This is a genomic window from Planktothrix sp. PCC 11201 (genome assembly GCF_900009135.1).
Classification (GTDB): domain Bacteria; phylum Cyanobacteriota; class Cyanobacteriia; order Cyanobacteriales; family Microcoleaceae; genus Planktothrix.
On sequence record NZ_LT797710.1, the window covers coordinates 469,522 to 492,919 of the forward strand.

Here is a 23,398-nt window from a genome sequence, read left to right on the forward strand (position 1 = left end):
CAGGCCTGAAGACAGTGAGATTCTGCGGACAGAATTAGTTTAATCTAATTCTCGCTACGATTGCCAAGGATCGTCTACTGAGTTGATTAAGTGATATACCTAATCTTCCCGATACTTTTCTTAGAATATTAGCTGCACCATTTAAGTCAGCGTTAACAACAAAACCATCAGACGTCCGATAAAGACCACGCTTAATTCTGTTTCCAGATGCTTTCCACCCCATCGGTTTTTCACCGTATTTAGGCAGGGAGTCTCCATCTAAGAAACTAGCTTTTGAAGTATAGGCTTCCTCGGTTTCAATAAACCTAATCCCGTGTAAATCACAAAGTTGTTTGACACGGGATTTTAATTTACCCAAAGGCATTTGAACAAACTTTTGATTGTTCAAATTCCCTAGATTTGCATGAATTTTAAATCCTTCATTCCAACCCATCACCAAAGTTCCAATACCGGATTTTAGGCAATGGTTGATAATTTGTTTAGCAGCTTTATTAATCCCGTCACGCATTTGGTGATTGCGTTTACGAGTTACATGATCCAACCAATTATCCCAATATCCTTGGGGTTTACCTTCTTGGCGGGTTGATACCTTTTTATTCCAAAGTTGATTCATAGCTTTCATCGCTCTGGCATCAACTAGAAAAGAATTTCCCAAAGTATCAACACAAGCTGCTAAATTATCAGCAGTCCCTAAATCAATAGACAAGGCTTGGTTAATATCTAAATTGTGTTTTTGTTTTTCTACTTCATAAGACATTTCTAAGTAAAAAGCACCATTCTTGGGTAAAATTGTAAACTCTTTAACCTTGGAATAATCAAGGTTTGATGGCATCGGTAAGAAAAATTCAGATACCCCAAACCATCTTTTAACTGTTGTTCCGAGGGCAAATCTAAGTTGACAATCAATTAATGTTGGTCTTTGTCCTCCCGAATTCGGGTAGGCAACTTTAAACAGTTTAGAACCTTTTAAATAACCAGGAGGTTTAGGTCGAAAATGTAATTGACCTGTGATGTACAGATCCCTTAGATTCTTAAAAGATTTAAAGGATTCTGTTACCGATATTAACGTTTGCTGCATCGGTGTTGATGGCATTGATTGTGCCAATAAAGATTTTGATACCGATGGTTCGGATGCTAAATCAAACTTTCCAGTTAGTAACTTACCCGTCTTAAACAATGTTTGACGAGCAAAATAAATTCCCGTGTTGTACAATTTACCTGATTGTTGACAAAGGTATTCTAATAATGCACGGGTTTCTGGATCTGGAGACAATAATGTTTGCTGTACTCCCATTGTTTTACTTGTCTTAGTCATTGACTCGACTATCACGACCATGTTGTTTTTTATGATAGCATAACTACATATTTCTAGGGGAATAAATTCCCCTGGGTCGTGTTTCCTCTCAGGTCTAAAGACACGCTCGTTTCCACACTCCCATCCTGACTTTATGATTAATTGGATCGGTGGCATGACTAATATTAAAACGGGGGATCAATAATAAATTGGTGGGTAAAGGTATCAATCAGCGACGCGGAACGGATACAACACCCTAAATGATATTCTGTATATTGCCGTAATGTCCGTTCTACGGTCATCCAGTCCCAAGCCAGAATCAGTTCAGATCGGGATGACACCTCTGGGTCAAGGAGTTCAGGTTGGGCTAAGTGTTGCAGAATTGCTAACTGTCCGGCGGTCAGTTTTGTATTAATTTTCAGTTGAGGTTGAGGCACACTTTCTATGGTGTAAAGGTTCCCAGACTCCTTAAGTATAGGGGTTTTTGAGGCAACGGGAATCGGTTTTTTCGGTTTGAGAGCGGATGGAGTCCACTCCGATAAATTAATAATTCCCCCGGTCTCAATACTAAACCCAACCCGCCAATGTTCATCGGTAAAATTAGGCTGAAGTCGTCGTTGAGTTAAACAACATAATTGGACTTGAGGTGCGGTTCCCGCTAGGGCGAGAAGATGGAAAATTCCTTGGGTTAAACAGGCAATAATTTGAGTAGAATTAGCAACTAAATGGGAATTAGAAAGAGTTTGTAAACGGTTTAAATGTTCATTCAGGAGGATAAATAAATCCTCTTGCTGATGGTCGCCGAGGGCTTGACTGAGGACTAATTCTGCTAAATATTGACTAGCGGCTAATTTACCTAAATTTTTACTTAAGCCTCCATAGGTGGTGACGGTTTCGGCTTGGGTTATTTTATCGAGCGATCGCCCTTTCGCAATTAATAATTGATTGACAACAAATAATTCACTCCGTCCCCCTAGGGAAGATTTTGCTTTTCTAGCTCCGGGGGCAATGGCTTTAATTAAGCCAAATTCCCGGGTTAAAATGGTTAAAAGTCGATCGGATTCTCCAAAGGGTTGGGCTTTTAAATTAATCCCCGTAGCACTATAGGTTTTACTCATTGAATCTTGTCTATTAACTCTCTTTTTTAGTTTCTGTTTTCAAAATATCAACGGCGCGAGAAGTGCCTAAACGAGTGGCTCCTGCTACAATTAAATCAACCGCTTGTTGGTAGGTACTAATGCCACCGGAGGCTTTAATTCCGATGCGTCCTTTGGTCACGGATTTAATCAATTCAATATCGGCAACGGTCGCCCCACCATACCATCCCGTACTGGTTTTAATATAGGCAATTCCCGTATCCATTAAGACCTCAACGGCTAAACATTTTTCTTCCTCCGTTAGTACACTGGTTTCAATAATTGCCTTAACCGTTTGTCCGGTTTCTTCACAAATTTCTGCAATTTCTCGATGCAAGTCTTCGGTTTTTCTAGTTTTTAACCAACTTAAATTAATCACCACATCTAACTCCGTCGCGCCATTTTCAACCGCTTCTTGAGCTTCATAGAGTTTAACCTTAGAAGTTGTCGCTCCGGTAGGAAATCCGATCACAGTACAAACCTTGGGTGATTTTCCTTGCAGAAATTCTTTCACGAATTTAACATAACTGGGAAACACACAAACACTGGCAAATTTATATCTTTCTGCTTCATAACAATACTGTTGAATTTGTTCCGGTGTTGCCGTTTGATTCAGTAAGGTATGGTCAATATAGGGAGTAATATCTAATCCTTTAGGATTAATAGATTTAGCCATAGAATTTATAGTAATTCAGTGAGAGATTAGTTCTATTATAGAGCAATTTTAAATTCTTGAGTACAAGGGAACAATTTATTTTGTGCAACTACTTATATAAATTATTTACTCTGATTTTTTCTTTTTCTAGGCTCAATTACATGGCGATCAACATTATAGTGTTTGGCCGCTTGGGATAGATTCAAATATAATAACGCATCATCACCTAATTTTTTCTTTTCTGTTGGTTGACTGGGAATTATCCCCAAAAGTTTGATAATTTCCCCCGCCACTGCTTTAGCTAATAAGGGCGGAACAGAATTTCCTACCTGTCGAAAACCGTGCCATTTTGTCCCTTGAAATCTAAACCAGTCGGGATAGGAATGTAAGCGGGCGGCTTCTCTAACCGTAATACAACGGGGGGTATAGGGATGAATTGGACGGGGGGAAGTAAAGGCGCCTCGGTTGCTAGGTGTTCCGGCTCTTAAAGTATTACATAAACCTTGGGGATGGAGTTTATGAAATCGACTAATTTTTTCCGTTTTTCCCCATTCCGTTGCTTCAAATCGGGCGGTAGATGTGGGAGAATGGCGCGATCGCAAGCTACAGGTTAACAGATTTTTCTCAAAGATTCTCGGATAGGAAAAATTATCCTTAACCGAAAGTAATCCTCGCAATAATTGAGCATAACTACTTGGTTTTTGATATTCCGCTAAGGTATAATCTTTTAGGAATAACTCAGGATATTGTTCAATATTTGGTAAATCTCCAATGGCATCCCAAACCGTCGGACAGGGAGAAAAGTTATTGAATTTATTATCAATTTTAGGATTAACTTTTGGCGGTTTTGTGATGGGTTGAGGATAACCAGGTAAGGGTAAATCTTGGCGAGATCCTAAAATAAATAAACGCGATCGATCTTGAGGGACACCATAATAGGAAGCATTTAAAACTTGATAGTTTTCTACGACTTGATAACCCTGACTTTGCAGCTTATCAATAATCTCAGTAATAAATTGTCGATGTTTTCCCACCGTTAAACCCGGAACATTTTCTAAAACAAAATATTTCGGTTTTAATTCATCAACTAACCGAATAAAGTGAAACATTAAACTATTTCTCGGATCATCAAAAGCCCGTTTTCCCATTAACGAAAAACCCTGACAAGGTGGCCCCCCAAACACCACATCAATCTCCCGATCACCTATCTCAGAATTCCGTCTAATTTCTAATCCCTTGAGGGTTTCAATACCTTGACAAAACACCTGCCAAAAGGGAAAATTATATTCATGGGTTGCACAATGAATCGGGTCAATTTCCACGGCGGCTAAAACATCAAATCCAGCCTGTTCAAAACCCAGGGTCATGCCTCCCGCACCCGCAAACAAATCTACAGCAATCGGTCGTTTTTGAGTCTTCACAGTCAATTATTTTTACTAAAAAATGTTAAATTAGAGTCTAAGTTGTTGTGATAATCCCTAAGATATACTAACATACAGGCGACCAAGTTTTGATCACCCGCCCGGTAATTTGTTGCCCCAACCAGGGAGTATTAATAGAGCGAGATTTTAGGGTATTGGCATTAACAACCCAAGAATTTTTAGGATCAAATAATATCATTTCTGCGGGTTGATCCGGTTGAATAGAATAGGGGGTTTGTTGTAAACAAATAGCCGGGTTACTGCTTAAAAATCCCCATAAATCTAAGGCTGACCATCGCCCCGACTCAACAAAGGTTTCCCATAATAGGGGTAAGGCTAATTCTAACCCAATCACACCCGGGGGCGCGTCGGCAAAAGCAACGGTTTTTTCTTCATAACAATAGGGGGTATGATCAATGGCGATCGCATCAATAATTCCCGTTTCCAGTCCTTGAATTAAAGCCTGTTGATCCGATGGATTTCCCAAGGGAGGATCAACTCTTAAATTAGGGTTATAGGGGAGAGGAATATAAGTAAGAATTGTTGGGTCGTCATCTTCTAAGGGTCGATTCCAAATCCGATTAATAGATGCGGTATTTAATAATAAGTGTATCCAACTTATACTGGCGGTAATCGGTAAATTACGGGCCTTAGCTTGGGCAATTAATTCTACACTTCGCGCCGTAGAAACCCGCATAATATGAACCGGAGTTGCCGTTACTTCTACTAATTCTAATATCGCGGCTAAGGCTGCGGTTTCCGCAAATTGGGGGATTCCGGGCAAACCACATAAGATGGAATCATGCCCCTCTCGCATGACTCCATTAACGGCTAATTGGCTATTAAACGGATATAAGGCTAAGGGTTTATTTAAAGGTTTTAAATATTCTAATATTCTTCTTAATAAGGCTAAATTTTCCAGAGGTTTACCCTCAGTAAAACCCACAATATCCGCATCTGCTAATTCACTCAATTCCGTCATTTGTTGACCTGCAACATCTTGGGTTAATGCACCCCAAAGATATAATTTTGGACGCTGAAACTCATAATTGAGAATAGTAACTTTTTCCGATCTTTGTTGTAATAATGTGACCGTTGCCGGGTTATCAATGGCTGGAATAGTATTCGGTAAAACTGCTAACCGAGTAAATCCGCCAGCAGCAGCAGCATTCAATAAAGAATTTAAGTTTTCCCTTTCTTCAAATCCCGGCTCCCCACTCTGACTATATAAATCAACTAATCCCGGCCCTAAAATCAAGCCTTCCCTATTAATAATTAGGGTATTTTCTGGATAATCATTAATTTCAGATTCAATGGTTTTAATATAACCATCAATCACCAAAATATCAGCAATTTGATCTCGTTTAGAAACCGGATCAATTACACGAACTTGCTTTAAAAGTTGACAATTCATATTCCAGTATCAGGTGTTGGTTTTAGGGTGCAGTAGAGACGTGCCACGCATTAGTGTCAACTTCAGGCTAAAAGTAGGCGATCAAACCAGAATTTCCTTGATCTGATCCCAAGTCAATGATCCCCCCTAACCCCCCTTAACAAGGGGGGAACAGGAGATCCAAGTCCCCCTTTTTAAGGGGGGATTTAGGGGGATCTAAATCTCGGCTATAATCAAGAGTTTTTAGCTAAAATTCCACCGTCAACTATAACGCTCCAGCCGCCGTTTTATCGAGAATACTACCCGATAAATGACTGGTAATATTATCCGCTTGTAACACAGGTAAACCCTCAATTCCTTGGGGATAATCAATCACCGTCACCGCACCATTGCCCTGTTTAAAGTTCCAAAAATGATCGGGAGGCAGATTAAATAATTGACATAAGAGTGCCTTATTAATCGCATCATGGGCAACCACTAATATTGTGACATTTTGGTGATTATAGGTTTCAACAATTTGCTTCCAGGCGATTAAAGAACGTTGCCAAACCTGTTGTAAATTCTCGCCTTCAGGCATTTGAACCGTTTGGGGTGCTGTCTTCCATTCCCCTAATAATCCGGGGTAAGATTGTTCGATTTCCGCTTCAAATTTACCTTCCCATAAACCATGACTAATTTCACAAAATTCCGGTTCTAATTGTAACTCTATCCCCGGATGATTTTGTAATATAATTTCTGCGGTTTCCTTGGGACGAGCCATGGGACTTGTTACCGCAAAATCAATTTTAATTTCTTTGAGAAATTCCGCCGCTTTCCGAGCTTGTTCTCGACCATTATCATTCAACGGCACATCAATTTGTCCCTGGAATTGACCCATGCGGTTCCATTCCGTTTCCCCATGTCTAACTAATAATAACCGTGGCCCTTGATGACCCGGGCGTACAGAAGGTAATTTATGACCAACATGAGTTGTTAAGTTCATTGACTCCAACTGGACATCCGCAGGTTTTGGCAATTCTCCGGGGATAATATTAGTAAAATTCAAAATACTAATCCCACAGTTAGACTGTTGTACGCTTTGATAAAATTGCGGTTGAATTCCTAAAGCCGTCGCAATTAAACTTCGATTAATTCCATTATGAGCCACTAATAAAACCGTTTGATTTTGATGACGGGCTAAGATTTCCCGCCAAAATTGTTTCGCCTGTTCAAATAATGCTAAGACCGGAAAATATTGTTTTTCTCCTTCCGGTGTGGGAATCTGCATTGAGAACTCATGGGGCGAGTCGTGCCACCTCTGATACTCTTGGGGAAACTGTTCCATCACCGCTTGACGTTCCATCCCCGCCCACAGGGGGAGATCAATTTCCATTAACAGGTCGCTAGGTTGAACCTTTGGGGGGTCAGACAGGTGGGTGATGATGATTTGGGCCGTTTGTTTCGCCCGTTGCAAAGGACTGCAATAGAGAGCATCAAACCTTAAACCATTCAAGGCGTCACCGACTTTTTGCGCGGCCACAGAACCTTTCTCTGTCAAAACAGAGGCATCCAAGCGACCTTGAATTCGACTTTGGGCATTATAGGTACTTTGACCATGACGGACAAGAATTACACGGGTCGTCATTGTTAAATTGAGGAGTGGGAATTTTGGACTCTGGACTGAACCGAATTTAAGCCAGATGTCATTGTACCTTGTTTGGAACAGTATCAGTTAGAATGTTGGGTTTCACCGCTCAAACTCGGCAATATTTTATTCTTACGTTTTGAAATCATGACACCCAAACGCTGGATTTTAGCAATTTTAACCTTATTAGCCATTAGCTTTTTGGGTTTATCATTACTCAATAGTTGGACTCAACCCCAAATTCAAAGCCGTTTAGAATTGTATCAAACCAATTTACTGCTTCATGCTTCCCAATGGCAAGGGAAAGGGACAGAAGCCGGTAATTTAATCACATTACGCGATAATTTAATTGGTAAAACTCCGGTACAGGAAGCCCTAAAACAATATCAACAGGTAGAAGAATCTGTTACCAAAAATTTAACTAAATTCCAAGAAAATCAGGAACAAATAACAGCTAGTTCTTTACAGGAATTAGAACAACTGAATCGAGATTTAAAACTGAGAATTGGGATTTTAAAAACACAAATTGGATCTGCTGATCAAGCTATAGAAACTTGGAAAAGTTTAGTTGAATCGGAACCGGAAAGTCCAGTTAAAACCGCAAAAACAGCACAGGTGTTAATCGGATTATGGCAAACTCCCGCCCGATTATTGCCCGATGCTGAACCCATTGTCCAAAACTATTTAGAGGGTTGGTTTCGTTATCAATCTTTAGTTAAACTCTATACGTTACAACAGCGTCCAGAAGCCTTGGTGACCCTGGAAACGCAACAACAGCAACGCTCGGAACAAGCGATTTTTAAGTTAATGGTTGTCAGTGCTATTCCGGGGCTAGGATTAGTCATGGGATTATTATTAGCCATTGTTTTAGGCATTCAATTAATTTTTAAAGGCAAGGATTCTGTTTTAGCAACCAATATGGATGTAGCCTGGTTAATTCCTTGGAATGGGGAAATTATTTTACAGGTTTTTGTAGTGGGTTTTTCCCTATTAGGGCAATTCTTTATTCCCCTAACTTTAAGGGCGGTTTTTCAAGGATTAAATCTTCAGCCCAGTAGTTTTGATGTTAGGACTCAGGCGGTTTATATTTTAATCACCTATTTATTATTAATGCTGGGAGGCTTTTCGGTTTTGTATTTTTCGATTAAGCCCTATTTTCCCTTACCCGAAGGTTGGTTTACTTTCAAACTCAAAGATAATTGGTTTGTTTGGGGTTTGGGTGGATATTTAGTTGCTTTACCGTTAGTGATTTTAGTGTCTTTAATTAATCAGAAATTTTGGGACGGACAAGGAGGCAGTAATCCTTTATTACCCATTGCTTTAGAAAGTCAAGATAGTGTAGCTTTAGGGATATTTTTTATCACCGCATCCATCGCGGCGCCGATCTTTGAAGAAATGATGTTTCGAGGATTTTTATTACCGTCTTTAACCCGTTATCTTCCCCTGGGAAGTGCGATTCTTTTAAGTGGATTTCTCTTTGCCGTGGCGCATTTTAATGTGTCGGAAATTTTGCCATTAATGACGTTAGGAATTGTTCTGGGGTTTGTGTATACGCGATCGCGCAATTTATTAGCACCAATGTTCATGCACGGATTATGGAATAGTGGCACTTTATTGAGTTTATATGTTTTGGGCAGTGGCGGCAGTTAGAGGGATTAATCGGACAAGAAATTGATACTCTCAGGTCTGAAGCACACCCCCGTGAAAACCTTCCATGAAAGAGGGGAGAGGAACACCCTAGTTTCCACACTCCCATCCCTCTCCTCTGAACAACTAAGGGGAATCAGCTATAGTTTATCTAAACTTTCTACAACAACACGACGAAAGATTTCCGTGACTTCTGCCGCCATTCTGGCATCTAACTCCAATGCTTGTTGAGTAAAATCCTCCTTATTATTAATAGGAATTACACCCCTTAAAGTAAGTGCTAAGGTTCGGAATTCCGAGGGTTTTTGATTAGCATTGGGTAAGGGGTCAATAAATTGTACAAACGCCACATAGCAGAGTTCTACCGTTTGCCGAACTGTACTATCTCCATAACCCATTTTAGAAAGAATAACTGGAGACGTAATCAACTGTTCAATTCCCAAAGTTTTTAACGCGACATCCACATAACGAGCCGGGTCTTGACCCAGGGCTTTAACCAAACAATTGAAGTTTCTTTCTGGAAGGTTAGGAAGTTGAGATTGGGCGGGTAAATAATTATGCCATCCAATTAAAGAAATGAGACGAGTTAAATCATAAGCTGAAACAAAATTATCTCCTTTGGTAGTATCTAAAACCGCTTTTAAAATAGTAGTTTTAGTATCAGGATCAACAATTTCAGGATTTAAAAATACTGGATTTTCTCCATAATCACCTTGAAAATTTGAAGTTGAATTTCCCGTGATTTTTTGCAGCCATTTCTCTAAATTAGAGCGGGTTTCAAATCTTTTAAATAGAGCAGCTAAAGCGTTAGAACTAGCAACTTTGTGTTTATAATTAACTATATCTTCAATCGCAGTTTTTAGGCAAAAGTTTGCAGTCCGGTTATCGGAATTTTGTAATTTTAAATTGTTGACATCATATTTAGGAAATTTTTGATCAATTTGAATTAAGGTATTCAGCACCGGAATAATTTTAGTGGTACTCCAAAATTGTGTGGTTTTTAGGGGATTTCTTCCCAGCCAAATCGTGTGAAGTTCTCCCGCTTCAAATTTCCCCAAACTAATACAGGCTTCTTCGATTTGAGGATGGAGAAAAGCCAAACTTTCTTGATCAATATAAGGAATTTTTCCCAGGGCAGGATAGGGACTATATTGTAAAGGTTTACGGTTTAAATATTGGGAATAATTTTGAATATGATTTTGATAGGGAGACTTCTCCAATCCTTGATCTAAAAAAGCAAATTTATCTAAATTCGCCCCAATTTCATACTCAATTTTTTGGAAATTATCAAATACTTGTTCCCTGTTTTTAGCCTGTTCTAAACTATCGCTATTCATTGAGGATATTTCCTAAGTTAAATGATCAAACTGATAACGGGTAAGGGCGGGTTCATCGAGATACACGGTATAACAAAGATTTAAAAGTAAGGGCGGGTTCATCGAGATACACGGTATAACAAAGATTTAAAAGAACCCGCCCCTACAACTGATTGCTATTTACAACAAATACAACAAAATGAACAGAATAATCCAAACCACATCAACAAAGTGCCAATATAATTCGGCAGCTTCCGGGCCAAAATGGGATTCTTTGCTGTAATGGTCAGCCTTGCGCCCACGCCAGAGAACCGCTAAAATTAATACGACTCCAAAGGTAACGTGTAACCCGTGAAACCCGGTTAAAACATAGAAGCAACTGGCGTATAAATTGCTGGTTAATCCAAACCCTAACTGGCTGTATTCATAGGCTTGACCAGCCAAAAAGGTTAACCCCATAATGACCGTGGCAATAAACCAATTTCGCAACCCCGCAGAGTCATTTTTCTTAATAGCAATTGCCCCCTGGTTCATGACAAAACTACTAGAAATCAGAACCACCGTGTTAATGGCCGGAAGTAGTAATTCCCGTTCTGTTCCTTCGGGCGGCCAAACCGGGGACATAGCCCGATAAATTAAATAGGCAGAGAATAAACCCAAAAAGATCATACTCTCCGCCACCAGAAAGACCACCACCCCCAACATTCGCAAATCGGGATGTTCTGCGTGTTCATGGGTTGAGGCAGTGGCCTCTTGTGCATATCCCACAACGGTTTGAGAGTCGTTAATGGCTGAACCTTGCATGAATTAACTCAGTGAAGTTTACAGAGAAATAATTAGGAATTACGAATTAATTTGTAATTCACAATTCCTAATTCATGGGAGAGTTTAACCCCAACCCTAACTGTGATTATTGATATCCTTTTCCCCTTCTAACACCGTAGGTGCACCGGAATCTGTAAATAAAGTCGAAGATTTCGCTTGAGATAGGGGAACTCCAACTTCTTTGGGACGATCTCCAGTCATTTGTTTTAACCGTTGACGAATCGCCAAGGTTTTACGACTACCGTAGTCATAGGGCCCTGTTTTTAATACCGGGGTGACTAGGAAATTTTCAATCGGAGGGGGAGAAGATGTCATCCATTCTAGGGTGAGGGCTTCCCAGGGATTATCGGGAGCTTTTGGCCCTTTGAACCAACTCCAAGCCGCATTAATTAGGAAGGGGAAGGTAGAAACGGCCAGGATATAACTACCCAGGGTACAAACCTGATTCAGCGTGGTGAATTGGGGGTCATACATGGCCACCCGGCGGGGCATTCCCTGTAACCCTAAAGCGTGCATGGGCATAAAGGTTAAGTTCGTCCCCACAAAGGTAAGGACAAAGTGAACAATTCCCCAGGGTTCATTCATCATCCGTCCGGTCATTTTCGGGAACCAATGATAAATGGCCGCAAACACCCCAAACACCGCCCCACCAAACAGAACATAGTGGAAGTGCGCCACGATGAAATAGGTATCGTGAACGTGAATATCAAAGGGAACCGACGCCACCATAATTCCGGTGACACCGCCCATGACAAAGGTAGCCAGAAACCCCATGGCAAAGAGCATGGCGCTATTCAGGCGCAGTTTTCCGCCCCAAATCGTGGCTAACCAGCCAAAGACCTTAATACCCGTGGGTACGGCAATGATCATCGTGGTGATCATAAAGAACATCCGTAACCAACCTGGGGTTCCACTGGTGAACATATGGTGCGCCCAGACAATTAGGCCTAAAAAACTAATGGCTAAACTGGAATAGGCGATCGCTTGATAACCAAAAATCGGTTTACGAGCATGAACGGGCAGCACATCGGAAATCACCCCAAAAAAGGGCAAGACCATGATGTACACCGCCGGGTGGGAATAAAACCAGAATAAGTGCTGATAAACCACCGGATCACCGCCCCCAGTGGGGTTAAAGAAACTGGTTCCGGCAATTAAATCAAAGGAAAGGAGAATTAAAGCTGCGGCTAAAACCGGAGTCGATAACAGCACCAAAGCGGACGTGGCGATCATGGCCCAACAAAACAGGGGCATATCGTTCAATCCCATGGTGGGAATCCGCATTTTAAAAATGGTCACGGAGAAATTTAACGCCCCCAAAATCGAAGAAGTTCCCAACAATAAAACACTGAGAATCCAAACTTCCTCTCCCACCTGGCCCGATAATAGACTTAACGGCGGGTAAGACGTCCAACCCGCTTGGGGGGCTTCCACCAAGAAACTGGCTAACAGCAAAATTCCCCCCGGAGGAATTAACCAAAAACCCACGGTATTCAAACGGGGAAAGGCCATATCCTTGGCCCCCACCATTAAGGGAATCAAATAGTTAGCCAATCCCCCACCTGCCGGAACAATCCACAGGAAGATCATTACCGTGCCATGAACCGTAAATAGGCTGTTGTAGACTTCCGGGGTGACAAAATCGGGATCGGGGGTAGCCAGTTCCGTCCGAACGGCCGTAGCCAAGGCGCCACCGACTAAATAAAAGAAAAATGCCGTAACGAGATATTGAATCCCGATGACTTTGTGATCCGTACTAAAACCAAAAAAATCTTGCCAACGCCGTTCCTCCTCATGATGAGGTTGGGGAACACTGGTTGGGAGATCAAGTTGTGCTTGTGCCATAGGTTTCTGAGGGAATAGGGAATAGGGAGCAGGGGGGCAGGGGAGGCAGGGGAGGCAGGGGAGGCAGGGGAGGCAGGGGGGGCAGGGGAGGCAGGGGGAGTACCGGGAGATGAGGAAATAATGGATAGTGTCAAACCTATAGTTAACGCCCCATAGGTCTGTTTTCGGTGTTTGTTTCCTCTGTTCTGTACAATTGAATTAAGAAACTTTTATTTTGCTTTTGTAACTTTAATCNCTTAATTGCACTTTGCTCTGCTGTCTCAAGAGTGATGATCAATTTGGGTAATCACATCAGAATTGATCCCCATTTCGTTGGCATACGGGGCTAAGAATTCGCCCTCGCTAAGTTCTGTGGGATTAATAGCGACGGCTTTTTGCAGGTCAGGGTTACTCGCCACCAGATTTTCTGCCACCCAGGCTTGATAATCCTCCGGGGTATCGACAATCATTTGCGATCGCATCGCCCCATGATAACTACCACACAATTCGGCGCAGACAATCGGATAGGTTCCGAGCTTGTTGGGGGTAAACCGCAGTTCTGTGATCCGACCGGGGATCGTATCTTGCTTTAACCGCAATTGGGGAATCCAGAAGGCATGGATCACATCTTGGGCGCTCATATTTAACTGCACTTCTTGACCCACGGGGACATGGAGTTCCCCGGCGTTAATCCCTGTTTCTTTGTAATTAAAAATCCAGGCAAACTGTAATCCGGTAACATCCACATTCACGGCCGCGGCTTTCCCTTCCTGGCTGGGAGAGGCCCCAATTCCCAAGGCAATTTGGGTGAGTTCTGGGGAGTCTTGACCGTCAATTAAGGGGGCTGCGATCGCCGATCCCTTCATGTTGCCGTGGGCGTGCATGGAATGTTGACCCGAGGCCATCGGATCAAGTCCCCCCATATTGTTATAGATTTCAAAACTATAAATACCAATTCCCAACACGATCACCGCCGGAATCGCTGTCCAGACGATTTCTAAGGGAATATTCCCGTGAATCGGGGCCGCGTCGGTGTTGTCATCAGGGCGACGCCGAAACTTAATCGCCGCGACCACCAGCACTCCTTCTACCAGCAGCACTAGGCCGAAGCTAATGGTCATCATAATATCAAATAGACCATCGACTTCCGCCGCCTGTTCGGTGGCAGCCACAGGTAATAAATTGTGGTTTTGACCATACCAGAGAGATACGAGAGTAATCCCGATCCCCACCAGTAGGGTCAAAATTGAACTCGGAATTTTCACGTTGATTCCTCCTTATTGACCATCCCCAACACCGATATCGGATGGGAAGATACTGCTATATACATACAGGTAATTTTAATGGCTGGTTGAGAAACCTGAACATTAGGGTTGATTGTCGATCGAAAGTCCCGCCTCTACGGTAAAACAGATCACAAAACTCACAGAATGAGATTGAGTAATATTCATAGATTTTCTTTAGAATTGGGCTGTCGGATCAACGGTCAACCCCTAACAAACCGCCCCAAATCGGAAAACTGATCTTAAGTCTGTTCATCTGCATACCACATTTTCGACTGAGATAGGTAGAATTAACCATCATGTTTCAATTAGCATTAGTCAAGTTCAATCGCTAGAACCCATGACCCATACTGTCCTTCATGATGCCAGTTTATCAACCCCCCAGACCCAACAGAACGGCTCTAAGGCCCAGGATCGAATCCGCCGTCTGGTCTGGAAACTGAGTATTGCTACCTTACTCTTGATGGCCGTTGGCAGTGCAACCCGAGTGATGAATGCTGGATTAGCCTGTCCTGACTGGCCCTTGTGTTACGGGAAGTTAGTGCCCACCGCCCAAATGAATCTACAAGTCTTTTTAGAATGGTTTCACCGTTTGGATGCGGCCGTAATTGGACTGGGTGCGATCGCCCTGGTGGGATTATCCTGGTGGGATCGACAGCACTTACCTAAATGGTTACCTTGGGCTGCCCTATTTGCCCTGGCTTTAATTCTGTTTCAAGGGGTTTTAGGAGGGCTGACGGTGACCCAACTCCTGCGGTTTGATATTGTGACCGCCCATCTAGGAACCGCTTTACTATTTTTCTCCACTCTGCTGATTATCGGTTGTTTGCTCCTGCCCTATCAAGGCACCCGAACCGTGGGAAAGCTACCCTGGATCAGTCTTACCGCAGCAATTTTAGTCTATTTACAAAGTATTTTAGGAGCCTTAGTGGGTTCTCAATGGGCTTTACATCAATGTTTGGGAACCTCCCAACTCTGTACGGTGATGAATAGTCATATTTTCGGAGTGGTTCCCCCCACCCTGGCCACCCTAACCCTGATTGTCGGGGTTTGGCGAACTTCTGCCTTACATCCTAAACTGAGAACTTTGGGAAATATCGCCGGAATTTGTTTAGTGGCTCAAATTGTTTTGGGGGTCGCTACCTATAAAATGCGGTTACAGGTGGAACCCCTGACTGTTGCTCATCAAGCGATGGGTGCTACACTTCTGGGAACTTTAGTTTGTTTTAGTATTCTCGCCCTCCGGGATCGTCAGTTATCAGTGTAGTAGAGACGTACCATGGTACGTCTCTACCCTCCACGAGTCATCAGTTTTTGGTTTTTAGTGAACAATTTAGGTCATAATTCATGCAAGAAGTGATTCAAACCCAGGTCTCCCGACACCACGAGAATATTTTGCAAGTGCTTCAAAGTTATTATCAACTGACCAAGCCTAGAATTATTCTGTTGTTATTAATTACTACCTCCGCCGGAATGTGGTTAGCTTCAAAAGGAGAAGTTGATCCCCTATTGTTATTAGTAACCTTAACCGGGGGGGCTTTAGCGTCGGGTTCTGCCAATACAATTAACTGTTTGTATGACCGAGATATTGATTACATTATGGAACGGACTCGTTGGCGGCCGATTCCTTCGGGTCGAGTTAAACCCCTTGATGCCCTAATTTTTGCGATCGCTCTTGCTATTACTTCTTTTAGCTTACTGACGGTTTTTGCTAACTTATTAACAGCCTGTCTCGCCCTATCAGGAATTGTTTTTTATGTCCTGATCTATACCCATTGGTTAAAACGTCATAGTGTTCAAAATATCGTGATTGGAGGTGCTGCTGGAGCGATTCCTCCTTTAGTCGGATGGGCGGCAGTTACCGGAGATTTAAGTTGGGCAGCGTGGCTATTATTTGCAATCATTTTCCTCTGGACACCGCCTCATTTTTGGGCTTTAGCCATGATGATCCGAGATGAATATCAGGAAGTTGGGGTTCCGATGTTACCTGTAATTGAAGGGGATGAAGTTACAGCCAAACAAATCTGGATTTATAGCTTAATTATGGTTCCCTCAACCCTATTGTTAGTTTATCCTTTGCATACCAGTGGTTTTGTTTATGCCGCGATCGCTTTAATCTTAGGGGGGATTTTCCTACAGAAAGCTTGGCAATTATTACAATCTCCCTCAGAAAGAGATGTAGCGCGATCGCTGTTTAAATATTCCATTTTTTATTTAATGCTATTGTGTTTGGCAATGGTTGTAGATAGTTTACCCGTTACGAATGACATGGTGATGGCATTGAGTGAATCTTTGCCCCTGGGATTGCTATAAACCCCACATTTGTAGGGTGGGTAAGATCAGAAAGATAACTATAGCCATCCTAAATATAGCCAGTCTAATGATTTAGGCTGGCTATATAGCAGTTGCCACATCTATTAGGACATTCTTGAAAGCTAAAAGCTACTTATAGTAAGTATTTACCTATTGCCCATTGCCCATTCCCTATTGCCTCTTGCTATATCAGTATTTTTGTTTAAGTCCCACTATGCGGTCGCATCGGTTAATCTTAAGTATAGTTGTGCATATTAATTACTCGCTTGGGGTTTGAATTTATGAACTATTGGGTTTTGTATTGGATTGTGATTGCTTGTATGATGGTCGGGATTATTGGAATTGTTGTTCCTTTATTACCTGGAACCAGTTTAATTTTAGGAGCTATTTTAGTTTGGGGAATTGCCACAAAATTCACGGGAATTGTAGCACCGATGATTGTGGTAATTTCGATTTTAATTGTGAGTATGGTGATTGTCTATTTAGCGACAATTTTGGGATTACAACAGTTTGGGGCGAGTAAATGGGCGCAGTTTGGTGCAATTATTGGATTGGTTGTGGGATTATTTGGACTTTTACCCGCTTTACCCTTTGGAGGGCCGTTATTAGGGGTTTTAATTGGGCCGATTTTGGGGGCTTTTATTGGAGAATTTTTCTATCAACGGGAGGTTAAATTAACGGAACGAATTAAGCCGGCTTTTAAGGCTAGTATTGGTGTTTTTATCGGTTCAATTTTAGGTAATGTGATCGAATTGGTATTAGGAATTGTTGCGGTTATTATTTTTATTATTAAGACTTGGCCGTTGGTGTCCACGTTGCAGCCTTAAAGAATGGGGAATGGGGAATGGACTGATAACTGATGACTGATGACTGATAACTGATTAGGGATTGACTTTGAGTGTGGCTTGAATTTCAAGTAATTCATGGGATAAAATTAAGTTTTGAATTTTGATATCAGAACCCAAATCAATGATATAATTATCTAGGTGTAGTTCGGTATTAATGTCATAAATTTGGACTTGGGGCTGAACCAACATCAGTTCACGGAAATTAGCAATTTCTAATCCGGTTTTTAATTGAAAAGATAATAGTTCGCCTGAGTCAAAAAGCAGTTGGGAGTTTAAAATTAGATGATCGGTTTCTAGGGTGATTTGGGGGTCTTGAATCCGTTGAACCGATTGAACCCAAGAATCATTTTCCTTCCGTTGGGAATCATAGGAAGATGGGGATGGGGTCTGGGTAAGAGCGATCAACAGGGACAAAACAAACTCGTTTAATGCCTGGACTAACATCGGAGCCTGTAAAGATTGATTTAGATCCGATTGATTCAAGTGTAGATTTCCTGTCACAAAAAAAGCGTCTAACAGGTGCAAAGGTTGACCTTTTAAAATTTGACCCAGATTAAACCGAATATTTGACCCTTGTAATTGGACTTGAGTCAGATGTAAACCCTGATAGATGGCATTCTCCGCTGCGACAGACACCCCTGGAATATCCCCGGAGAGTAAAGCACGATTACTTCCTTCGATATTGAGGTGCAGGTGATCAATTTTGTCAACTTGCGATCGCAACCAAAGCCCAACTGCCGTTGATAATAGACTTCCAATTAAGGGTTTACCCCCGGTCTGAATAAATGCCATAGCCACTCCAGAATCACTTCCACATTATTTCACACCGAACTCAGATTGATAGTAGGATTAATTGCGGATTGTTGTAATATTTGTACATAGTCTCCCGACTTATGACAAAACCCGACCGTGGTTTTAACCCATCCACCCGTAGTCAACGACAGTCACCGATCAGCATGGACGAAAGGCTACAAAAAATTATGGCTCAATGGGGCATTGCCTCCCGGCGTCGCGCTGAAGAAATGATTCAAGCGGGACGGGTACGGGTGAATGGCAATTTAGCCCAGTTGGGACAAAAAGCCGATCCGAATTGCGATCAAATTGAGGTTGATGGGAAGCCAATTAAACCTTCCTACCGACCTGCGCCAGTCTACTTATTACTCAATAAACCGATAGGAGTTGTATCGACTTGTTTAGACCCCAACGGACGACCTGTCGTTTTGGATCTACTTCCGCGCCAAATGCGTGTGGGTCAAGGGATTCATCCGGTGGGACGATTGGATGTGGATTCTACAGGGGCATTATTACTTACCAACGATGGAGAATTAACCTTTCGTTTAACTCATCCTCGTCATTTCATTCCTAAAACTTATCAAGTCTGGGTTGCTGGAAATCCATCGGATTCAATATTACAGGCTTGGCGTCAGGGTGTCCTATTAGCAGGGAGAAAAACACTACCTGCTCAAGTTCGGTGTATCCAACAAAATCCAGATCACCAGACCTTGTTAGAAGTGATTTTATATGAGGGGAGAAATCGGCAAATTCGCCGAGTTGCCGAACAGTTGGGTTATCCAGTGATTAAATTACACCGAACTGCCATTGGCTCAATTCAACTCCAACCTCCTGGACAGTCCCTATTGCTAGAAGGTGAGTATCGTTCTCTGAGTGCCTGGGAAATTGAGTTTTTACGAAATCCCATTTCATCCCCATTGGTTAGTGTGCCCGTTCACCCTGTAGATATCAAGGAGTAAATGATTATGAAAACTGATTTATTTGTCTTACCGTTTAAAATGGCTAAAAATCCTAGCCCAACCCTTAATTCTTATGATGCTGAACTGATTCAGCGATTAGTAGAAATTGGAGAACAACTCAGGGAAACTCGTCTGGGTCATTCCCTCTCTTTGGATATGGTAGCGGCTTACACTCGAATCCGTTCCCATTTATTACAATCTTTGGAAGAAGCTAGGACAGAACAACTACCAGAACCCGTTTATACCCAAGGGTTAATCCGTACCTATGCCGATGCTTTGGGTTTAAATGGAGTAGAACTAGCTAACTTTTTCCTCCCCGAACCTCAACAAGTGGGGATGAAATCAAAACTTAATTTGTTGACCCTTCCCCAATTAAGACCTACCCATCTTTACTTAACTTATATTCTATTAATTATTTGTGCGATTAATGGGGTTTCTTATCTGAATAAAACAGCTAATTTTGCGGGTGTATCGGGTGAACCCATTGCCACACCCAACCCACCAGAAACTAATCCCCAACTCCGTCAGGCCGTCGTTCCACCGAAAACTCAACCCCCGAGTCAATTAGTTTCTGCTACTCCAGCGACGACTCCAAAAGCAACAACAACCCAGGTCACAACAACGGAAAAAGTGCCAGAAACCAAGCCCCCTAACCAGTCAACAACGAATAAAGCTGTAGAGGTAGGCATTGTGGTTAAAGATACCTCCTGGGTTTTGATTGAGGTCGATGGGAAAACGGAATTTGAAGGGACGTTACAAGGAGGAACAGAACGTCGATGGAAAGCGAAAGATAATGTAGTTGTCGTCGCGGGAAATGCTGGAGGGGTTCTAGTAACTGTTAATAACGGAGAGGCCAAACGTCTTGGTGAACCCGGTCGGGTGGAAGAAGTAGTCTTCAAAGCCGAAGATTTATCTAAACTATAGCAATCCTTGTAGGATTTGTGATCTAAACCTGTAGGGGTTTGGTCTCCAAACCCTCTTTGCGCCTGGGTTTGGAGACCAAACCCCTACGAATAAACTTGCTTCTTTCACTGATAACTGATAACTGATTTAACGGCCGTAGGTTTCAGTCAGGAATTTGAGGCGTTCTCCGATTTCTTCGGTTAATACTCCTGGTTGAAAACGCCAAGCCCAGTTTCCCTCGGCTTCCCCTGGCATATTCATTTTAGCTTCACTCCCTAAACCCAAAATATCCTGGAGGGGGAAAATCGCTTGATTCGCCACACAGGACATCGCTAACCGAATTAAATCCCAATGAATTCCATAACCGGAGGTACAGCCTAAATAACGGGTGACTCGGGCTTGTTCTTGTAAGCTCCGACGGTTAAACCAACCCACCGTTGTATCGTTATCATGGGTTCCGGTATAAACTACCCAATTAGCTGAACCGTAATTATAGGGTAAATAGGGATTGCCTGAACCGGAATCAAAGGCAAAATGTAGGATTTTCATGCCGGGTAAACCATATTTATCCCGCAATTCTTCCACTTCTTGGGTGATAACTCCCAAATCTTCGGCGATAATCGGTAATTCGCCTAATTTCTCATTTAATAAGCTAAAAAAGGCATTTCCCGGTGCGTCTACCCATTGACCATTCATCGCGGTTGTTTCCCCTTGAGGAACAGCCCAAAAGGATTCTAAACCCCGAAAATGATCAATTCTAACTAAATCTAAATAGCTTAATAAAGATTCAATTCGTTGTAGCCACCAATAGAATCCGTCCTGTTGTAAACGTTCCCAATTATAAACCGGATTTCCCCACAATTGACCTGTGGCACTAAAATAATCTGGTGGAACTCCAGCCATTAATGCTGCTTCTCCGGTTTCTTCATCTAAACAAAATATTTCAGGATGTGACCAAACATCGGCACTATCATGGGCAACATAAATCGCTAAATCTCCAAAAATTTGGATGCCTTGTTCATTGGCATACTGTTTGAGTTTTGACCATTGTTTAAAAAATTGAAATTGGAGGAATTTATGATAATAAATGGGTTTAGCTAACTTTTCTCCCCATTTATGTAAATATTCCTGTTTTCGCAGGGCAATTCCTGCTTCCCATTGATTCCAACTTTCTCCGTTGAATGCCTCTTTCAGTGACATGAAAATGGCGTAATCATCTAACCAATAGTTACTGCGAGAACAAAATTGATTAAATTCTTCTTCCTGTTCCTTTGTGGCATTGGCTTTAAAGGTAACACAAGCTTGATGAAACAGTTTTTCTTTAAAGGCTTTAACCGCGTCAAAATTAACAATATGTTTGGGGAAATCCGGCGGATTTGCTAAGTCTTCATCGGTTAATAATTCATCCTCTTTTAAGAGTTCTAAACTAATTAATAAGGGATTTCCCGCAAAAGCAGAATAGGATAAATAAGGAGAATTACCAAATCCAGTCGGGCCAAGGGGTAAGACTTGCCAAAGTTTTTGGGCACTTTGTTTTAAAAAGTTAACGAATTGATAGGCGACCGGGCCAATATCTCCAACGCCAAAGGGACTTGGTAAGGATGTGGGATGTAGTAGGATACCGCTAGAACGGGGAAATGACATAGGGATTAACGATAAGGGTTATACAAATTTGCCAGGGATCAAGTCAAGTTGCCATTGAATATTAAATCAATGTTTAAGATCCATCTTCTGATCTTACAATAACCGTATTCAAAGCCCACGTCTTTTAAGCGTGGGATGTAGAATACCCGCCTTTAGGCGGAGTGAAGGTTAATGAGAGTCATGACTAAGATAACTCGGACTATCAAATTAAAATTCGTGGATCTCAACCGTTGTAAAGCTCAAATGTTTGAGCAAATGACGGTAGAAAACACACGGATTGCTAATAAGTTGTTGTCATTGCCAATCAAAGAACGGCGTAAAATGACAACAGCTAAAATCATGTCCGAGTTAAAATCTGCCCTGGTTAACCAAGTAATCCGACATACCACATCCCCTACGGGTCGTAAAACTAAACAATATAAAGTTCTTCCGGTAGAAGTTAACAACCAAAACTGGAAGTTAACCCAGAAAGGAAATACTTATTCAATTAGCTTCCCCACTCTCAAGGGTGAAAAAAGAATCCCCATTGAAGTTGCATCCGCTCACTGGCAAACCATTTTAGATGGATTATTAGAGGAAACAATTCAAGGAGGATCTTTTAAGTTAATTAAACATAGAAATAAGTGGTATGTCTATCTGTCAATCACTGAGGATGTTCCAGAAGTTAAGACAGAGAAAAGATTGGGATGTGACCGAGGGCAAAATAACTTAGCGGTAGTTGCACCTAAACAGGGTTTTGGCAAGTTCTTTAAAGGTCACAGTGTCAAGCATCGGAGACGTTATTTTCAACAAAGAAGACAACAACTTCAAGAAGCTAAAAAGTTTCGAGCTTTAAAGAAATGGAACAAAAAAGAGCGACGATGGATGGATGCAATTAACCATACTATTAGTCGCCGAATTGTTCGTTTTGCTGAATTTCATAACGCTGATGTTGTGATTGAGGATTTGGAAGGTTGTCGTAAAACCATGAAGCAGAGCAAAAAATCTCGTTCTGATTCTGGTCAATCTCGACATAATTGGTCTTATTATTCTTTGGAGCAAAAACTTAATTATAAGTTAGCTCTGAAAGGATTGAAATTAATTAAAAGACCTGCACCATACACATCTAAATCTTGTTCAACCTGTGGTGTTATTGGTAAAAGAAATCGACACGATTTTAATTGCCCTAATGGTCACTACCATAATTCTGATTTGAATGCAGCACGAAATCTATCTCAATGGGATAGTTTTTCATGTGATTTAAACCTACAGAGAGATGCTTCTGTAATGGATTCATCCGGTTTAAATTATGGGGTGTTTGGCACACCCCTGAACTCGGTGAATACAGTCAAACAAGAGTACATTCAACTGTCTCTATTTGACTGGGCTAGATGCGAGAATCCCACCCCTTAGCGTAGCGTAGGGGTGGGAGTGTCAAGACTAAGGGGAATATCCGGTTGGATAAATTTTGTCAAGTAGGACTTACGCAGAAACCGGGTTTCTGAAAGAGAAATCTCGATTTCATCAGCAAAATTAGGGCCA

19 protein-coding genes are annotated in these 23,398 nt (G+C 41.9%); 7 read left to right on the plus strand and 12 right to left on the minus strand.

Annotated features, from left to right (window positions below; genetic code table 11):
* Window positions 1–34: 34 nt before the first annotated feature.
* The 6 genes from PL11201_RS21425 to PL11201_RS21450 form a co-directional block, all read right to left on the minus strand.
* Window positions 35–1,315, minus strand: coding sequence for an RNA-guided endonuclease InsQ/TnpB family protein (locus PL11201_RS21425; protein WP_200816830.1), 1,281 nt, complete (start codon window positions 1,313–1,315; stop codon window positions 35–37).
* Window positions 1,316–1,479: 164 nt separating this feature from the next.
* Window positions 1,480–2,412: a DNA repair protein RecO gene (recO, locus tag PL11201_RS21430; RefSeq protein ID WP_079680873.1), complete on the minus strand. Its 933-nt coding sequence runs from the start codon at window positions 2,410–2,412 to the stop codon at window positions 1,480–1,482.
* A 13-nt stretch (window positions 2,413–2,425) separates the two neighbouring features.
* Window positions 2,426–3,106: a deoxyribose-phosphate aldolase gene (gene deoC / locus PL11201_RS21435; RefSeq protein WP_079680874.1), complete on the minus strand. Its 681-nt coding sequence runs from the start codon at window positions 3,104–3,106 to the stop codon at window positions 2,426–2,428.
* A gap of 101 nt (window positions 3,107–3,207) precedes the next feature.
* A complete protein-coding gene (locus tag PL11201_RS21440; protein WP_079680875.1) occupies window positions 3,208–4,506 on the minus strand; it encodes a DNA cytosine methyltransferase in 1,299 nt (432 codons plus the stop codon).
* Between the two features lie 67 nt (window positions 4,507–4,573).
* Window positions 4,574–5,920 (minus strand): dihydroorotase, encoded by a 1,347-nt coding sequence (locus PL11201_RS21445; protein ID WP_079680876.1) that lies wholly within the window; start codon window positions 5,918–5,920, stop codon window positions 4,574–4,576.
* A gap of 244 nt (window positions 5,921–6,164) precedes the next feature.
* Window positions 6,165–7,523, minus strand: coding sequence for a histidine phosphatase family protein (locus PL11201_RS21450; RefSeq protein WP_079680877.1), 1,359 nt, complete (start codon window positions 7,521–7,523; stop codon window positions 6,165–6,167).
* A gap of 147 nt (window positions 7,524–7,670) precedes the next feature.
* Here PL11201_RS21450 and PL11201_RS21455 point away from each other — a divergent pair, with 147 nt between their 5' ends.
* Complete coding sequence (locus PL11201_RS21455; protein ID WP_079681060.1) at window positions 7,671–9,173, plus strand: CPBP family intramembrane glutamic endopeptidase; 1,503 nt, start codon at window positions 7,671–7,673, stop codon at window positions 9,171–9,173.
* Window positions 9,174–9,310: 137 nt separating this feature from the next.
* On the opposite strand, the gene PL11201_RS21460 is transcribed toward PL11201_RS21455, so the two are convergent.
* The 4 genes from PL11201_RS21460 to PL11201_RS21475 all read right to left on the minus strand — a co-directional run bounded on the left by PL11201_RS21460 (window position 9,311) and on the right by PL11201_RS21475 (window position 14,400).
* Window positions 9,311–10,507, minus strand: coding sequence for a hypothetical protein (locus tag PL11201_RS21460; protein ID WP_079680878.1), 1,197 nt, complete (start codon window positions 10,505–10,507; stop codon window positions 9,311–9,313).
* A 159-nt stretch (window positions 10,508–10,666) separates the two neighbouring features.
* On the minus strand, window positions 10,667–11,290 hold the full coding sequence (locus PL11201_RS21465) for a cytochrome c oxidase subunit 3 (RefSeq protein WP_079680879.1): 624 nt from the start codon (window positions 11,288–11,290) through the stop codon (window positions 10,667–10,669).
* A gap of 96 nt (window positions 11,291–11,386) precedes the next feature.
* Complete coding sequence (gene ctaD / locus PL11201_RS21470; RefSeq protein WP_079680880.1) at window positions 11,387–13,156, minus strand: cytochrome c oxidase subunit I; 1,770 nt, start codon at window positions 13,154–13,156, stop codon at window positions 11,387–11,389.
* Window positions 13,157–13,416: 260 nt separating this feature from the next.
* Window positions 13,417–14,400 carry a cytochrome c oxidase subunit II gene (locus PL11201_RS21475; RefSeq protein WP_079680881.1) on the minus strand — a complete coding sequence of 328 codons (984 nt, stop codon included), beginning with the start codon at window positions 14,398–14,400 and terminating at the stop codon, window positions 13,417–13,419.
* A 358-nt stretch (window positions 14,401–14,758) separates the two neighbouring features.
* Between PL11201_RS21475 and PL11201_RS21480 the strand changes: the two genes are divergently transcribed.
* The 3 genes from PL11201_RS21480 (at window position 14,759) to PL11201_RS21490 (ending at window position 17,558) form a co-directional block, all read left to right on the plus strand.
* Window positions 14,759–15,685, plus strand: coding sequence for a COX15/CtaA family protein (locus PL11201_RS21480; protein WP_079680882.1), 927 nt, complete (start codon window positions 14,759–14,761; stop codon window positions 15,683–15,685).
* A gap of 80 nt (window positions 15,686–15,765) precedes the next feature.
* Complete coding sequence (locus tag PL11201_RS21485; RefSeq protein ID WP_079680883.1) at window positions 15,766–16,731, plus strand: heme o synthase; 966 nt, start codon at window positions 15,766–15,768, stop codon at window positions 16,729–16,731.
* A 281-nt stretch (window positions 16,732–17,012) separates the two neighbouring features.
* Window positions 17,013–17,558 carry a DUF456 domain-containing protein gene (locus PL11201_RS21490; RefSeq protein WP_079680884.1) on the plus strand — a complete coding sequence of 182 codons (546 nt, stop codon included), beginning with the start codon at window positions 17,013–17,015 and terminating at the stop codon, window positions 17,556–17,558.
* Window positions 17,559–17,612: 54 nt separating this feature from the next.
* Here the strand turns inward: PL11201_RS21490 and PL11201_RS21495 are convergent, their stop codons facing one another.
* Window positions 17,613–18,371: an LmeA family phospholipid-binding protein gene (locus PL11201_RS21495; RefSeq protein ID WP_079680885.1), complete on the minus strand. Its 759-nt coding sequence runs from the start codon at window positions 18,369–18,371 to the stop codon at window positions 17,613–17,615.
* A gap of 164 nt (window positions 18,372–18,535) precedes the next feature.
* Between PL11201_RS21495 and PL11201_RS21500 the strand changes: the two genes are divergently transcribed.
* Together PL11201_RS21500 and PL11201_RS21505 are read left to right on the plus strand one after the other, a co-directional pair.
* Window positions 18,536–19,330 carry a pseudouridine synthase gene (locus PL11201_RS21500; RefSeq protein ID WP_079681061.1) on the plus strand — a complete coding sequence of 265 codons (795 nt, stop codon included), beginning with the start codon at window positions 18,536–18,538 and terminating at the stop codon, window positions 19,328–19,330.
* A gap of 6 nt (window positions 19,331–19,336) precedes the next feature.
* Window positions 19,337–20,254 (plus strand): helix-turn-helix domain-containing protein, encoded by a 918-nt coding sequence (locus tag PL11201_RS21505; RefSeq protein ID WP_079681062.1) that lies wholly within the window; start codon window positions 19,337–19,339, stop codon window positions 20,252–20,254.
* 126 nt (window positions 20,255–20,380) lie between these two features.
* Here the strand turns inward: PL11201_RS21505 and malQ are convergent, their stop codons facing one another.
* Complete coding sequence (malQ, locus tag PL11201_RS21510) at window positions 20,381–21,877, minus strand: 4-alpha-glucanotransferase (protein ID WP_079680886.1); 1,497 nt, start codon at window positions 21,875–21,877, stop codon at window positions 20,381–20,383.
* Window positions 21,878–22,057: 180 nt separating this feature from the next.
* On the opposite strand from malQ, the gene PL11201_RS21515 reads away from it, so the two are divergent.
* Window positions 22,058–23,269 carry an RNA-guided endonuclease TnpB family protein gene (locus PL11201_RS21515; RefSeq protein WP_079681063.1) on the plus strand — a complete coding sequence of 404 codons (1,212 nt, stop codon included), beginning with the start codon at window positions 22,058–22,060 and terminating at the stop codon, window positions 23,267–23,269.
* Window positions 23,270–23,398: the final 129 nt, after the last annotated feature.

Coding starts and splice junctions, on each gene's coding strand:
- PL11201_RS21455 (WP_079681060.1), top strand. CDS start 7,671: ATGACACCCAAACGCTGGATTTTAGCAATTTTAACCTTATTAGCCATT.
- recO (WP_079680873.1), bottom strand. CDS start 2,412: ATGAGTAAAACCTATAGTGCTACGGGGATTAATTTAAAAGCCCAACCC.
- PL11201_RS21485 (WP_079680883.1), top strand. CDS start 15,766: ATGCAAGAAGTGATTCAAACCCAGGTCTCCCGACACCACGAGAATATT.
- PL11201_RS21500 (WP_079681061.1), top strand. CDS start 18,536: ATGGACGAAAGGCTACAAAAAATTATGGCTCAATGGGGCATTGCCTCC.
- PL11201_RS21495 (WP_079680885.1), bottom strand. CDS start 18,371: ATGGCATTTATTCAGACCGGGGGTAAACCCTTAATTGGAAGTCTATTA.
- PL11201_RS21445 (WP_079680876.1), bottom strand. CDS start 5,920: ATGAATTGTCAACTTTTAAAGCAAGTTCGTGTAATTGATCCGGTTTCT.
- PL11201_RS21515 (WP_079681063.1), top strand. CDS start 22,058: ATGACTAAGATAACTCGGACTATCAAATTAAAATTCGTGGATCTCAAC.
- PL11201_RS21490 (WP_079680884.1), top strand. CDS start 17,013: ATGAACTATTGGGTTTTGTATTGGATTGTGATTGCTTGTATGATGGTC.
- PL11201_RS21480 (WP_079680882.1), top strand. CDS start 14,759: ATGACCCATACTGTCCTTCATGATGCCAGTTTATCAACCCCCCAGACC.
- ctaD (WP_079680880.1), bottom strand. CDS start 13,156: ATGGCACAAGCACAACTTGATCTCCCAACCAGTGTTCCCCAACCTCAT.
- deoC (WP_079680874.1), bottom strand. CDS start 3,106: ATGGCTAAATCTATTAATCCTAAAGGATTAGATATTACTCCCTATATT.
- PL11201_RS21425 (WP_200816830.1), bottom strand. CDS start 1,315: ATGACTAAGACAAGTAAAACAATGGGAGTACAGCAAACATTATTGTCT.
- PL11201_RS21460 (WP_079680878.1), bottom strand. CDS start 10,507: ATGAATAGCGATAGTTTAGAACAGGCTAAAAACAGGGAACAAGTATTT.
- PL11201_RS21450 (WP_079680877.1), bottom strand. CDS start 7,523: ATGACGACCCGTGTAATTCTTGTCCGTCATGGTCAAAGTACCTATAAT.
- malQ (WP_079680886.1), bottom strand. CDS start 21,877: ATGTCATTTCCCCGTTCTAGCGGTATCCTACTACATCCCACATCCTTA.
- PL11201_RS21465 (WP_079680879.1), bottom strand. CDS start 11,290: ATGCAAGGTTCAGCCATTAACGACTCTCAAACCGTTGTGGGATATGCA.
- PL11201_RS21505 (WP_079681062.1), top strand. CDS start 19,337: ATGAAAACTGATTTATTTGTCTTACCGTTTAAAATGGCTAAAAATCCT.